The 13,598-nt window shown below is 67.4% G+C and carries 11 protein-coding genes; 8 read left to right on the top strand and 3 right to left on the bottom strand.

Annotation, left to right across the window (positions count from 1 at the left end; genetic code table 11):
• Positions 1–75: 75 nt before the first annotated feature.
• The 6 genes from FREUN1FDRAFT_RS34670 to dprA all read left to right on the top strand — a co-directional run bounded on the left by FREUN1FDRAFT_RS34670 (position 76) and on the right by dprA (position 6,968).
• Positions 76–933, top strand: coding sequence for an IS3 family transposase (locus tag FREUN1FDRAFT_RS34670; RefSeq protein WP_006545043.1), 858 nt, complete (start codon positions 76–78; stop codon positions 931–933).
• A gap of 138 nt (positions 934–1,071) precedes the next feature.
• Complete coding sequence (locus tag FREUN1FDRAFT_RS34665) at positions 1,072–1,683, top strand: hypothetical protein (protein WP_006545042.1); 612 nt, start codon at positions 1,072–1,074, stop codon at positions 1,681–1,683.
• 188 nt (positions 1,684–1,871) lie between these two features.
• Positions 1,872–3,548 carry a ParB N-terminal domain-containing protein gene (locus FREUN1FDRAFT_RS34660; protein ID WP_006545041.1) on the top strand — a complete coding sequence of 559 codons (1,677 nt, stop codon included), beginning with the start codon at positions 1,872–1,874 and terminating at the stop codon, positions 3,546–3,548.
• A gap of 7 nt (positions 3,549–3,555) precedes the next feature.
• Positions 3,556–5,115 carry a YifB family Mg chelatase-like AAA ATPase gene (locus tag FREUN1FDRAFT_RS34655; RefSeq protein ID WP_006545040.1) on the top strand — a complete coding sequence of 520 codons (1,560 nt, stop codon included), beginning with the start codon at positions 3,556–3,558 and terminating at the stop codon, positions 5,113–5,115.
• Between the two features lie 424 nt (positions 5,116–5,539).
• Positions 5,540–5,929: a hypothetical protein gene (locus FREUN1FDRAFT_RS34650; protein ID WP_006545039.1), complete on the top strand. Its 390-nt coding sequence runs from the start codon at positions 5,540–5,542 to the stop codon at positions 5,927–5,929.
• Between the two features lie 103 nt (positions 5,930–6,032).
• Positions 6,033–6,968 carry a DNA-processing protein DprA gene (gene dprA, locus FREUN1FDRAFT_RS34645; RefSeq protein WP_006545038.1) on the top strand — a complete coding sequence of 312 codons (936 nt, stop codon included), beginning with the start codon at positions 6,033–6,035 and terminating at the stop codon, positions 6,966–6,968.
• A gap of 836 nt (positions 6,969–7,804) precedes the next feature.
• Here dprA and FREUN1FDRAFT_RS44555 read toward each other — a convergent pair.
• Positions 7,805–8,818, bottom strand: a complete 1,014-nt coding sequence (locus tag FREUN1FDRAFT_RS44555; RefSeq protein ID WP_157475734.1) for a hypothetical protein — start codon at positions 8,816–8,818, stop codon at positions 7,805–7,807.
• 521 nt (positions 8,819–9,339) lie between these two features.
• A complete protein-coding gene (locus FREUN1FDRAFT_RS44550; RefSeq protein ID WP_006545036.1) occupies positions 9,340–9,999 on the bottom strand; it encodes a hypothetical protein in 660 nt (219 codons plus the stop codon).
• An 876-nt stretch (positions 10,000–10,875) separates the two neighbouring features.
• Between FREUN1FDRAFT_RS44550 and FREUN1FDRAFT_RS34630 the strand changes: the two genes are divergently transcribed.
• Positions 10,876–12,207 (top strand): hypothetical protein, encoded by a 1,332-nt coding sequence (locus FREUN1FDRAFT_RS34630; RefSeq protein WP_006545035.1) that lies wholly within the window; start codon positions 10,876–10,878, stop codon positions 12,205–12,207.
• A 467-nt stretch (positions 12,208–12,674) separates the two neighbouring features.
• Here the strand turns inward: FREUN1FDRAFT_RS34630 and FREUN1FDRAFT_RS34625 are convergent, their stop codons facing one another.
• The gene (locus FREUN1FDRAFT_RS34625; protein ID WP_006545034.1) at positions 12,675–13,013 is read right to left on the bottom strand and encodes a helix-turn-helix transcriptional regulator; all 339 of its coding nucleotides are present in this window, start codon (positions 13,011–13,013) and stop codon (positions 12,675–12,677) included.
• Positions 13,014–13,165: 152 nt separating this feature from the next.
• Here FREUN1FDRAFT_RS34625 and FREUN1FDRAFT_RS34620 point away from each other — a divergent pair, with 152 nt between their 5' ends.
• Positions 13,166–13,597, top strand: a complete 432-nt coding sequence (locus FREUN1FDRAFT_RS34620; protein WP_006545033.1) for an Hsp20/alpha crystallin family protein — start codon at positions 13,166–13,168, stop codon at positions 13,595–13,597.
• Position 13,598: the final 1 nt, after the last annotated feature.

Here is a 13,598-nt window from a genome sequence, read left to right as displayed (position 1 = left end):
AGGCGTTCACCTCGCTGGCACCCTTGACCTCGTTCAAGGTCGCCTCGCGACCTGCTCGGGCTGTCACGGGCGACAATGTACCGCCGGCCGTCGCCCCGCACAATCCACAGAAACGCCCGGTCACGGACCCCGGCCGTCCACCCGGCAGCGCTCGACGACACCGAACGTGAACGGCTCCTGGAACTCCTCAACAGCGACCGGTTCGTCGACAAGTCCGCCGCCCAGGTCTGGGCGACCCTGCTCGACGAGGGTGTCTACCTGGCCAGCGTGTCCACCATGTACCGGCTGCTGCGGGCCCGAGCCCAGACCGTCGAGCGGCGGGCACAGGCCGCCCACCCCGCCCGAAAGAAACCGGAACTACTCGCTACCAGACCCAACGAAATCTGGAGCTGGGATATCACAAAACTCGCCGGACCCGTCCGCGGCGTGTACTTCGACCTGTACGTCATCCTCGACATCTTCTCCCGCAAAGCCATTCACTTCGAGGTACATCCCACCGAGAACGGGGAACTCGCGAAGGCCTTCATCGAACACGCCGTCGCCGCGAACGGCGGGGTGCGACCGAACGCCGTTCACGCCGACCGTGGGACCTCGATGACGTCCCAGCCGGTCGCCGCCCTTCTGGCCTATCTGAACATCGACCAGAGCCATTCCCGTCGGCATGTCTCCAACGATAATCCCTATAGTGAAGCGAACTTCAAGACACTCAAGTACTGTCCCGCTTTCCCTGGGCGTTTCGGATCCCTCCAGGACGCCCGCGTTTTCTGCGACCTGTCCTTCCGCTACTACAACAACGAGCACAGGCATTCGGGTATAGCTCTGCACACCCCTACCAGACCGACCCCGCCCACGCTCCCGACCAAGGCGTGGATCAACCAGCCCCCAGCGATCATCGAGACCGGGGAGGCGCTACCCACGAACCAGGCAGCCTGATGTCTCATCGGGATTGACAGGCTCCGCCCGGACAACCGGGACCGGCGGTTCCTGCTGCGGGTCCTACGCCGCGGTCAGGACGGCGGGATCGTCCGCGCGGTCCTCAGTGACAAGTACAGGCCGGTTGACAACCTCGACGTGCTCCTCGCGACGCTCGCCGGCATCCGGGACGCCGGCGCGCAGACCACGATCGACGGTGCGGACCTCACCGACCGGCACATGCACGTCCGGGTCCGCAGCGACTCAGTCCGTGTCCTGACACCGGCGCTGCTGCGGGACTATCGCTCGCCGTTCACCGGCGAGCGGGGCGCGGACAACCCGGTCGTGTGGGCCGGATTCGTGCTGACGAACTCCGAGGTCGGGGCCGGCGCGTTCTCCATCACCCCGCGTCTCGTCGTGCAGGTCTGCAACAACGGCCTGACGATCGCCCGGGACGCGATGCGCCAGGTCCACCTCGGCGCCCGGCTGGAGGAAGGGACCGTCTCCTGGTCGAGGGACACCCAGCGCAAGGCGTTGGCGCTGGTGACCGCCAAGGTCCGAGATTCCGTCGCCGCGTTCCTCACCGTCGACTACGTCGAACGCCAGCTCACCGTCGTGCGCGAGGCGCCCTTGTTCCCGTGGACGACCCGGCCGGCACCGTCGAGATCGTCAGCAGGCAGCTGCATTACACCGCCGAGCAGCAGGCCCTCATCCTGCGGCACTTCGTCAAGGGCGGCGATCTTACCGCCGGTGGGCTGCTGCACGCCGTGACGAGCGCCGCGCAGGCCATACCGGACGCCGACGTCTCCCACGGGATGGAAGCCCAGGCCCTGCGTGTCCTCGAAATCGCCGCTCGCGTCTGACCCGTCTTCCGCGCCGTCCGGGCCTGCCATCCGCGGGTCCGGACGGCCCGGCCCGATCCGCCCCTCGACATCCCAGATTCAAGGAGTGACAACGCCGTGACTACCTCGACACCCGGCCTGCAGATCAGCCACCTGGACCCGTCCAGCCTGCTGCTGGACCGGAACATCCGCTCCGACGCCGACCTGGACGCCCGGTTCGTGGGCTCCATCCGTGACCACGGCGTCATCATCCCGATCATCGCCGTGCGCGCCCCGGACGGCATCCGGGTGCGCCACGGCGGGCGCAGGACCCGCGCCGCCGTACACGTGGGGCTCGCCACCGTGCCGGTGCTCGTCATCGGCGATGACGCCGACGGCGACGCCGCCGGAATCGACCGAGTCCTCACCCAGTGGGCCGAGAACGAACATCGGGCCGCGCTGAGCACCAACGACCAGGTCCACGCGGTCGGCCAGCTCGCCGTGTTCGGCCTGACCCCGACGAAGATCGCCCGACGCCTTCACGCGCCCCGCCGACACGTCGACGCCGCGCTCACCGTGGCGGGGTCCTCTGCTGCCCGGGACGCGGTCATCGAGCACGGGATCGACCTGTTCCAGGCGGAGGTCATCGCCGAGTTCACCGACGACCCGGACGCCGTCGCCGCCCTGATCGCCGCTTCCAGCACCGGCGGCTTCGATCACATCGCCCAACGGCTGCGCGACCGCCGCGCGGACCAGCAGGCCCGCAACCGTGCCCTGGACGAGCTGCGCCGCCGCCGGGTGCGGATCATCGATCGGCCCGCCCCCACCGCCCCTGCCTGCCGGCTGTCCCTGCTCGACCACGACCAGATACCGCTCACCCCCGAGACGCACCGCGACTGCCCCGGGCACGCCGCCTACCTGGTCCAGGAGTACAACCTCACCGGCGGACCGTTCCAGGTCGCCTACCTGCCCGAATACGTCTGCACGAACCCCGCCGTCCACGGCCACGTCCACCGCTATGCCGCCGCGCCCACCGGCGAGGCCCAGAACACCCGGGACGACATCCCGAGCCGTGCCATCGGCACCGGCACCGGCACCGACACCGACACCGACACCGACAGGCCACCAGCCACCGGCACCCCCGCGGAAAACGCCCCGCAGGCCAATGGCACCGACGACCTCAGCACAGCACCGGAGGAGGTCGCCACACAGCTCGGCGGCTCCGCTGAACCGCCCGCCGACGCCCCGCCGACGCAGGACACGCGGTTGGCAGAGGTCGAGAAGCGGCAGCAGGAGATCCTCGACAACAGCCGGGCGTGGCAGTCGGCCACCGTCGTTCGCCGCGACTGGCTGCGGGCCTTCCTCGGCCGGCGCACCTCGCCGAAGGGAACCGGCCGGTTCATCACCCAACAGCTCGCCGCCGCCCACCCCAACCTGGGCCGCGCCCTCGACCAGCACCACCCCACCGCCCGGCTTCTGCTCGGCACCCCCACCGACCCGCTCAGTCTCACCCGCCTGGACGAACTGATCGCCCACGCCGGTGAGCAGCGAGCTCAGAACCTGGCGCTCGCCCTCATCCTCGGCGCCTTCGAGCACTCCGCAGCGAACGTCGACAGCTGGCAGCGCCCCACCCCGGCCCTGCGCGGCTACCTCACCCAGCTCGCCGCGTGGGGCTACCCCCTCGCCGAAATCGAGCACGCCACCGTTGGCACACCGCGGCAGAACCCATCCGACCAGGAAGCCCCGCCCGACCAGACGGCCCCATCCGACCCGGCGGTGCCGGACACCCAGACCAGCTCGCCCGACGCTCGGTGACACCGCGATGCCCCACGTACGGACCCGATCCATCGTCCTCGCCGGGACGCAGGGCTACCCGATCGACGTCGAGGCCGACCCCCACCACAACGATCCCCGGCTCACCATCATCGGACTGCCCAACGATCAGGCTCAGCAGACCACCGACCGGATACGCACCGCCATGTTCAACTCGGGCATCCCCTGGCCGAACCAGAAACTCACCGTCGGCCTGTTCCCCACCACCATCCCGAAAACCGGACCCCAACTCGACCTGCCGATCGCCACCGCGATCCTCGCCGCCGCCGACGTCATTCCCCGGGACGGGCTGGCCGAACGGGCGTTGATCGGCGAACTCGACAGCGACGGGCGCCTGCGCCCCGGACGAGGTGTGCTCACCGCCGTCCTCGCAGCCACCGACGCAGGCATGACCCGGGTCGCCGTCCCAGCCGCGAACGCCACCGAAGCCGCCCTCGCGTCCGACATCACCGTCGACGCCGTCCCGGACCTGGCCGCCCTGATCCGTTACCTGCGCGGCCAAGAACAGCCGACGACCATCAGGCCCTCACCCGCCGCCCCTACCGACCTCCCGGTCAACCCGGCCCATGTGCCGCTCGGGCGCCGCTACCGGCTGGCCGCCGAGATCGCCGCTGCGGGCGGTCACCACCTGCTACTCACAGGCGGCACGCCCACCGCAGCAAGGATGCTCGCCGAAACCGTTGCCGGCCTGCGTCCGCCCCTGACGGGCCAGGAGTCCCTCGAGGTCACCGCGATCCACTCCGCGGCCGGCAGCCTGCCACCCCGACCGACGCTGATCAGCCGTCCGCCGCTGCTCGCGCCCCACCACACCACCACCGCGGCGGCTCTGTTCGGCACCGGCATCGGTGCCGACATCGGCATCAGCACCTCCCTCGCACGGATCCGACCGGGCATCGCCAGCCAGGCCCACCACGGGCTGCTGCTCCTCACCGACGGCCCCGAGCTCCCCCACGGCGTCCTACAGGGACTGGAACAGCCACTCGCCCTCGGCCACATCCGGATCCCCACCCCGACGATCACCCTGACGCTGCCCGCGGACTTCCAGCTCATCGTCACGAGCAGGCCCTGCCCGTGCCGGGTCGGCGCCTCCGACTGTGCCTGCGCTCCCTCGGCCCGGCACCGCTACCTGGCCCGGATCCCCGCACAGATGAGGGCGCACTGCGATCTGCGGCTCACGATCCCCCACAGCCAGTCCGGCGGGATGCCATCGCGCCCGAACGGATGCCCCCAGGAGTCGACCACGGTCGTCGCCGCCCGTGTCGCCCAGGCACGCGAAGCCATGGCCGCCCGGCTACGACGGACCCCGTGGCGACGCAACGCACAGCTCCCCCGCCCCATCCTCGAACGGTTCTGGCCACTGCCCACCACGGTCGTGCGAGCCGCGCAACGCACCCGGCCCGACGCCAACACCAACGACGCCGGCCAGGCCGAGGCCACCCGCATCCTGCGCATCGCGTGGACCCTCGCCGACCTCGCCGGACTCGACCGCCCCGGTATCGACCAGGTCGACCTCGCCCACGAACTGAACAGCGTCCATCCCGGTTCCTGACTCTGCGCCGCCCGCGCCGAGCTATCGGGAACGCCTCAGTGGCTCTGGGCGGCGCTGCCCTCCGACCGGACCTGCGACGAATCGCGTGTCACGTCGTCTCCCGCCGGGTGAATCTCCCTCAGCGGGAAGGGCCCAGAACGCGGGCAACCCGGATCCGGGTATTCCCTCCCGGCTCGGTCAGCGTCCGCCAGGCGGAAAGGGCCGTGTCAACCGGGCTCTCCTCCGGCCGGTCAGAGATCTTCCACGGCCCGACAACGCCTTTCGCTACCCGGCCGCGTCCCCGGACCGTGGAACATCTTGCCTTTGCCGGCCGCCCGGCCTGACACGGCCCATCGCCCGGCGCCATCGACCGAAAACGCCGGGAAGGGAAACCAGACCAGGCCGCCACCGACGGCCAGCCCCTCCCCCACCCGAGGAGGCCACCATGCACGGAATGATCGACTGCACCGTCGCCGGATTCGTCAGCCAGCGCGTCCACATCAGAGATCTCCGGAGCCGCTCCGGAATCTGGGCCTCCATTCCCCTGGGCCTGCGCCTCCCCGACCAGATCACCTCCGAAGGAGTCCGGGAAGGAAAGATGCGCTACTTCACGGTCAAGGCGTACGACCGCCTCGCCGAACAGGTTCGCGACGCCTCCCTGAACATCGCCGACTGGCTCATCATCCGCGTCGCCGATGTGCAGCCCAACATCTGGAACGACCGGGAGACCGGCAGACCCCGCGCCGGCATCGACCTCATCGCCGCCAGCATCGAATTCCGACCGGAACGCGACCGCGTCGAGCAGTTCACCGCCGGACTGACCGCCGCCAGATAGCGCACGAAGGCTCTGCCCGCGAGAGAAATCCGCGGGCAGAGCCTTTCTCGTTCGTCCGAATTCGCACCGGCCGACAAGGCCAGCCAAACAGCAAGGAGCCATCGTGACCGCTTTGGGCCCGTCCCCCGCCCCCAAGCACATCAACACCCCCGACAATCCCGAAAGGCTCGCCCGGGCCGCCCTGTACCGAGTGATCGGCCCGGACGACGAACGCGCCGCCATGCTGCTCCGCCGCCAGGGAGCGGTCGACCTCTGGCAGCACCTACGCCACGAGCACCCCGACGTCGACCCTCACCACGACCTCACGAAGATCGAACAGATCGGCGGACGTCTACTCTGCCCCGGCGACCCCGAATGGCCCCCGGCCTTCCACGTCCTCGACCTCCTCGCCGACAGCCGAAGTCAGCCCACGCTGCGGGCACCCCTGGCACTCTGGGTCCGCGGCACCGCTCGCCTTCCCAGCACCGCCCGGGCCATCGCCGTCGTCGGGGCGCGTGCCGCAACCGCCTACGGCAGCCACGTCGCCTCCGACCTCGGCTCCGCACTCGCCGAGCGGGGCTGGTCCGTGGTGTCCGGCGGCGCCTTCGGCATCGACGCCGCGGCGCACCGCGGAGCCCTCGCCGCCGGCGGCGAGACCATCGCCGTCCTCGCCGGCGGCGTCGACATTCCCTACCCCGCTGCCCACGCCGACCTCTTCCACGACATCGCCCACCATGGCGCGCTCGTCAGCGAGGCACCCCCAGGATGCCTGCCCGGCCGCCACCGGCTCCTCGCCCGCAACAGGCTCATCGCCGCGCTCACCAAAGCCACCGTGATCGTCGAAGCCGCCCAACGAGGCGGCACGCTGAACACCGCACGGCACGCCCGGGAACTGGGCAAACCCCTGCTGGTCGTCCCCGGCCCCGTCACGAGCGCACTGAGCGCCGGATGCCACCGTCTGCTCCGCGACCACCCGAACGAGACCACTCTCGTCACCGGCATCCACGACGTCCTACAGACCCTCGACCACGCCGCGAGCCCTGCCCGACCATCCAGCTGATCATCGGAGCGCTCACCAGCATCCTGACGACCACCGGCCACCGTCGCCGCAGCCACCGACCACGAACGCACGATGGCGGCCGAGCCTCGCCGTCATCGTGCCCGCACCACGACCACGCCCAGCGGGCCGATCAGAGCGCGGCCCCGAAGCGCTGACCCCAACCTGCCACGCACCGCCGTGGTCACCCGGTCGACACCGGCACATAGGGAGGTCCGCCGGAGGCGGACCTCCAAGGCGAACGACAGATCCGCCCGTCCCTGATCGCCATCACCCCTGGAACTCTTGATCATTTTTGGGATCGGCGGCACGTCAACATCGTTGACTATCAAAGCGCCTAACCAGCACCGGTGTTACATTTACGCGGAGCAGGGCCAGGGTCGATGGGCGACGTGATCGGCCGCCGGTCGGCCATACTGAAATCGACACGCCGGCCGTGGTCCACACGACTCCCCCCACCCCGCACGAGTTGTACGGGTCTCTTGGTCTTGATCACCGATTCGGGGCACCGGAGGCTGACGCGTTGGAGTTCGTCGGGCGCGCTGCTTCGTTCTAGGAAGCACGGCGACACGCGGCGCGGTCGGGCCGGTTGACCTCGGACATGACGTCAGTCGTCAGCAGCTGCCCGGTTAGGGCTGCGCCGTAGGACTGCTGCCCTCGCCATCGGCCCCATGGACGGCTCGGCGTTCACGTAGTCGTCTGACAGCTCTACCGCGCGGTCTTGGGACGCCGAGCCCAGCCCTCCAGCGCCACACGCTCAGCGGGGACAACTCAATCGGATCCGCGCTGGGCCCAGTGCCAGCCCATCCAATCTGCACACAGATCAACGATCCGGGACGCTAGCCGGCACCCAACGCATAGCCGGGCTGGAGTCGCCAGAACTCCTTCTCGAACTTCGCCTCCTCGTCCTGAGGGAGGTCCTGGCAGTAGGGAAGCAGCTGACGGATCTCCCGGCTGGTCTCATTCTCATTCGCCGAAAAGGAGTTACCATGTCGGATGATGATCCGGTCGAAGTCAGATCTTTTCATCCTCCGACTCTCACCATGCCAGCCGTGCCAGAGGCCGGGCTTGGCCGATTCGGACAATTGATCAACCACCACCTTGTGCCTAAACCTACTGCACTCTCGACCCGAATGCCGGCAGACATGACCCATTCCGTCCGACCTCACGTCACGCAATTTGACGTGACGCAGTCGAGACGTCCTGGTCCCGCCTCGACGCGCCGACTTCGAGCGATGAAGAACGAGAAGAGCCGCGATGCGATTGATATGATAGCAGGGCGAGAACATGCAGCCTGGATGACCAATAACCACCTCATTTCTTCTTCTCCGTAGGATAGAATCAAGCTCTCCAAAATCAGGGATCATTTCGATGAGCGTCTGCATCCTATACTCCAAGTGGTCGACTGCCCTGCTGAAGTCGTCAGCACGACCGCTGGCCCACAGGCGATCGTAATGCAGACACTCACCCTGAAGAGAGGATTGAAGAAAGTTCTGCACCTCCACTGGAAGCGCAGAGATCACATCACCCGCACACAGCACCCCGGCGGTCGCCCGAATGAAGTCTTGAAGTGCACCGTCGCCACCGCCGGATATATATATTCGCTTCCCTTTGAGCTGATGAAGATTGTCATACTCCCAAAAGGTACGACCCACGAAGTGATTCGCCGGATCTTTCTCCTCACCACGCCGCAAAACTCCGGGAAAGCTTCCCCCGTGCCCCTGGTGGACGCAGTTGAATTCAGCACCGCTTCCTCGGGCAAGCACTAGGAGATCAGCCTCCAACTCCCCTCTTCTATCGACACCGGACACTTCTCCCATATTCTTGATAAACGCTATAATCTTGCCATCCACCCGAGGAGAAGCTCCAAGAAATTCTTGCAAATACCTGACTTCCAACCGACTTCCGTACCGGCTATGCAAGCGTATCAACGACCTTCGCCACAGTTTGGCAAACTCATCGGCGCGTTGACGGATGGGAGCCATTGGAAACTTGATCGATTCAGGATCAATATTCCAGTGTGGCGCCGGCCAATCATACTGGAATGGATCGATACTCCGGGAAGATGCCTTGGCTTGCCGATATACGGCGTTCGGCTCACGTTCAATGACTGTAACCCGTGCCCGTTCAGCCTGTTCCAGGACACAGGAGGCGAAGACAAGCCCTGCGACGCCCGCCCCGATGACGACTACTTCTCCGTCCAGCCAGTCTGACGGAACCGCACGGGCGACAGTGCTTGCCCGGAGAATCTGGTCACGTATACTAATGGGTTTCGCGAACCGACTGAGTTCTAGTATCCGTGGGGCAGGAAATCCAGAATCCACAGAAGGCATCGAGTCATTAACGATCTGCGCGCGCCCGGAACTGCCCATAATTACACCTCAATAGCACCGGAATTGATAGTTGAAAAGATTCCCGGGTACACCACCTCATCATCTACCGCAATGATGGCTCCGGCCTCCAAAAATCCCGCCGACTCGAGATCATCAGGTCGATCTCCCACCACGACGACGATGGGTTGCTCCAGAACTTCGCGCCGCATCGACTCCCGTACCGCCTCGAGCGCCTTTCCGGGTTCCCATGCATGGATACCGTGACGATCCGCGCCCTCGGAACTTCCGACATACAGGTAAGTGGTGGCGAAAATTCCCTTTTGAAATGACTCCCCAGGATTAGGCCAGATAGTTGCCTCTTCACGCTCCCCTCTAGTCACTTCGCTGATCATCTGCGGATGATGCTTGTCCTTATGGCCGAGCAGAAATGACCGGTCACCGGCGCGGCGCCGCCATCGCCCGAGGCCAACGATGACGTTACGTATGGTGCGCGCTACCGATTGACGCACGCCTGTTTCCGCTCGATTTTTGATCGAATCCTCGCGTGGCCAGGCCCCGAGCGGAACCCTTACCAGTGGATCGTTGATCCGATTCCCGTTCGGTGGGTCCTTGATCGGTCGTTCACCGAGTCGATTTAAAGGTCGATCTCCTGGGTTCAGGCTACCTGCGCTCATGAACTTGAAGGTGCCCGGTTGCCCCACGACCAATCCTGCCAGGCACGACCGCGCGGATCGCAGCAATCAGCGGACCCACACCTTGGCCGCCGCGCGAATGTCTGCGCCAGAAATTTCGCAGGTTATTGGTAGTCCGGCTGGAATGTACGTTATGCCCCGCGCGTGCGGATCGCGCTGTCCGAGGTTGAGCGGTCGGGCTGGTCCTGCGAGCTGGCAGTCCTGCGAGCTGACAGTGTTGATCGGCGGGTGGCCGAGCAGGCCCGGATCGTGTTGGCGTCGGCGGAAGGCCTGTCGAAGGTGCAGGTCGCCGCGCTGGTCCGGATGTCGTTACGGAGGGCGGTCCGGCGGAAGCGGTGGTTCGCCCGGGACCGGCTGGCCGGTCTGGACGACGCCGCTCCGTCCGGCCGTTCGAAGGTCACCGAAAGCTTGTATTGTCCGAAGCCGAGCGTGCTGAGCTCGAGCGGCTGGTACGCCACGCGAAGACCGCGCAGTTCCTCGCGCTTCGAGCACAGATCGCGCAGCGCTACACCTAGGGCGGGACGGACCGGCGGGTCGCCGACGGCTCCAGCTGGTCCCGTCAAACCGCCAGCTCATCGAGCTGCGGAGGATAGGCGTACGGGTCCACTCCCCCCTCGGACACAACCCAACGAGATCAATATGGTCTCTGGCCTGCCCCTGTGGGGCGTGGGGGTTCAGCTACCCCGGCCGACACGAACCATTACCCCACATGCGCCCTACCTGCACTTTTGTAGCCGTGCATGTATGTAGTGTCGCTTTGGTGATGTTGGCGCCGCGCCGGGTGAGCCTTCCACCTCGAGCTGGCCAGAGATCCCGACGCCCGTCGATGCCTTGACTACCAGCCCTTGTCGGCAGGGCCAAGATCGACGCGGTCATACTGGGGCGATGCTCGCGATCCTGGCCGGCAAGCTCGATCCCTCCGCTGGGACAGCGTCAGACCGTTCCGAGGACGCGCTGACCGACGCGGTGTTCGGCGCGATCCGCTACTTGCCCTATCGGCGGGTGCTCGGGGCGGTCCTTGTCGCCGTCGGCGTGCAGGTCGATCCGGAGACGTTGGACCGCGCGCGGGTTGACCTGTGGCCGAGTTACCAGGTGCCTCAGCTACCGGGGATGCGGGTCGAGCCGGACGTGGTGGTGACCGTCGGGACGACGGTGGTCGTGTTCGAGGCGAAGTACACATCCCCGTTCTCGCTCTACCCCGCCGACGAGCCGGCCGGCAGTGAGCCGCTGCACCAGCTTGCCGCCCAGTTCGCCGCGCTGCGCGCGGTCACCGCGGCTCGCGGTTGGCCGGATCCGGTGGTCGTGGCCGTGACCGTCGGCGCGATCCCACCCACAGCGGACCTGGAGCGGGCGGAGCGGTCCGTCCGTCAGCTGGTGCCGGACGCCGGTGAGGGGCGGTTCCGCTGGCTGCCCTGGCACCGGATCGCCACCTGCATCGACACCGCCGACGGGCTGGCTCCCCACGAACGGCGCCTGGCCGGCGACGCCCTGAGGTTCATGGAAAGCCGGGAGGTACGCGAGGTGTTCCAACACCTGGACCTGGCCGCCTTCGAGCAGGTGGCCACAGCGCAGCGAACCGCGATCGGACAGCTCTACCCCCAGCTACGGCTGTTCTTCGACAGCTTCACCGCCGTGTTACAGGCAGAGAGGATCGACTACTCGATCCCAACATCGAAAGGCATGCAGTTCGCCGGGGTCAGCACCTCGGTCAGCCGACCGAGCGAATGGGCACGCGCCTCGGTCGGAGTCGCCTACTGGCCCGGCCGTTGGCCGAAGCGGCTGGGAACCTGGTCGAAGGCACCGTCGATCCTGGCGTTCTTCGACTTCTACGACCCGGCCTTCGAGGTCAGCCTCACCATTCCCTCACCGAACGTGGTGGTGGCGATGGCGAACTGGCAGCTCCACGCCGCCAGGCTCGCCCACGAGCTGACGACGCTCCACGGCTACGACGTCGTCGTCGACAGCCCCGACCCCACCGGGCCACGCCTGCAGATCGCTGCTGCCCAGGTCCACTCCGCCTGGCTCATCGACGCCTTCAGCCGGCTCTCCGGCACCAGCCGCCTACGCCTCCGGCGCCGAATGCGACTGGACGCCCTCACCGTGCAGACCGCCCGAGACCTGCTCCTTGACCTGTGCGAAGCAGCCGAGAAATGCCCCACGCTGTGGACCATGACCACCGCCAGCGGCCAGACCGAACGCCCCGTCCCAACCGGCTGACTCCCAAGGAGCGGCGGGCGACCATCTGACGGTGCCGCCGCACCCGTTTGAGGATGGCCCGTCGGATCCTGGTGCATACGCCGGGGCAGCGCCGGCGCCCAGGTGGAGCGTGATCGGATGATGGCTCATCCCGATCCGCCGCTGCCGGTCTTGGAGTTCCGCGTGGGGGTGCCGCCAACCTTGGTTGGCGGCACCCCCACGCGGCGAGAGCAGGACCACCTGCACCCGACGCCAGAAGCCCCACTGACCCGACGGCCGCACGATCCGCAACAGCTTCTGTCATCCGGATAGGCCTCCCGCACCCGCACCGCTACGTTCCGGATCATCAAGCCGGCAGCGGTGCCAGCCCAGGACCCGGCGCGCCGCGCCGCTCACCACCCGGTGCATCTTGCCGGCTTCGGCTCCATCCCTCTTCCATGCGACACGGACCGGCCCAGGTTGTCGCGCTCGGACGTGGTCTTCCTGTCTCAGCCCGTGCTTCGACGGCGGGCCGGCTGAGGAGTCGGCGCCACGTCCGCGGCCTGTGTCCGTTCGAGGTCGGCGCGCAGCCGGGCGTTCTCGGTCTCCAGTTCGAGCACCTTGGCGATCCCGGCGAGGTTCAACCCGGCCGCGAGCAGATACCCGATCCGTTGCAGCCGGGCCAGGTCGTCGCTGCTGTAGCGGCGGGTCCCGCCGCCGGTGCGGGCCGGCTCCAGCAGACCGCGCCGCTCGTACAGGCGCAGGCTCTGCGGGTCCATGCCGACCAGATCGGCGGCCACCGAGATGCCGTACACCCCCTGGGTCGGGTCGACATCGGACGAGCTCACGGGGCGCCTCCAGGACTCCGCCCGGACGGCCGGACGGGGACTTGCCTCAGTCTGCCACCGGTGCTATATAAAAATCTAGGCCAGCCACCACAGATAAGTGGATGACCTAACGCTCTGGTCTACAGGATCGTGATCGTGGAGGTGGAGTTCCGATGTTGGTGCGCACCGACCCGTTCCGGGAGCTGGATCGGCTCAGCCAGCAGGTGTTCGGCGCCTTGGGCACGGCGGCCCGGCCGACCGGGATGCCGATCGACGCGTGGCGCGAGGGCGAGGAGTTCGTGGCGGAGTTCGATCTGCCCGGAGTGGACCCGGCCACCGTGGATCTGGACGTCGAACGCAACGTGCTCACCGTCCGGGCGGAACGGCCGGCGTTGAACGGGGACCGCGAGGTCCTGGTCGCCGAGCGGCCCCGCGGGGTGTTCAGCCGCCAGTTGATCCTGGGCGACAACCTGGACACGGAGAAGATCACCGCCAGCTACCACGCCGGCGTGCTGACCCTGCGGATTCCCGTCGCCGAGAAGGCCAAGCCGCGGAAGATCGCGATCGACCTGTCCAGCGACGACCGCCGGGCCATCCACGCCTGAC

It is taken from the genome of Parafrankia sp. EUN1f, assembly GCF_000177675.1.
Classification (GTDB): domain Bacteria; phylum Actinomycetota; class Actinomycetes; order Frankiales; family Frankiaceae; genus Parafrankia.
This window is presented reverse-complemented; position numbering and strand designations above follow the sequence as displayed.

Bases quoted from the DNA above. Each gene is read 5' to 3' on its own strand.
- FREUN1FDRAFT_RS34650 (WP_006545039.1), top strand. From the start codon at position 5,540: ATGCACGGAATGATCGACTGCACCGTCGCCGGATTCGTCAGCCAGCGC.
- FREUN1FDRAFT_RS34655 (WP_006545040.1), top strand. From the start codon at position 3,556: ATGCCCCACGTACGGACCCGATCCATCGTCCTCGCCGGGACGCAGGGC.
- FREUN1FDRAFT_RS34670 (WP_006545043.1), top strand. From the start codon at position 76: ATGTACCGCCGGCCGTCGCCCCGCACAATCCACAGAAACGCCCGGTCA.
- FREUN1FDRAFT_RS34630 (WP_006545035.1), top strand. From the start codon at position 10,876: ATGCTCGCGATCCTGGCCGGCAAGCTCGATCCCTCCGCTGGGACAGCG.
- FREUN1FDRAFT_RS34620 (WP_006545033.1), top strand. From the start codon at position 13,166: ATGTTGGTGCGCACCGACCCGTTCCGGGAGCTGGATCGGCTCAGCCAG.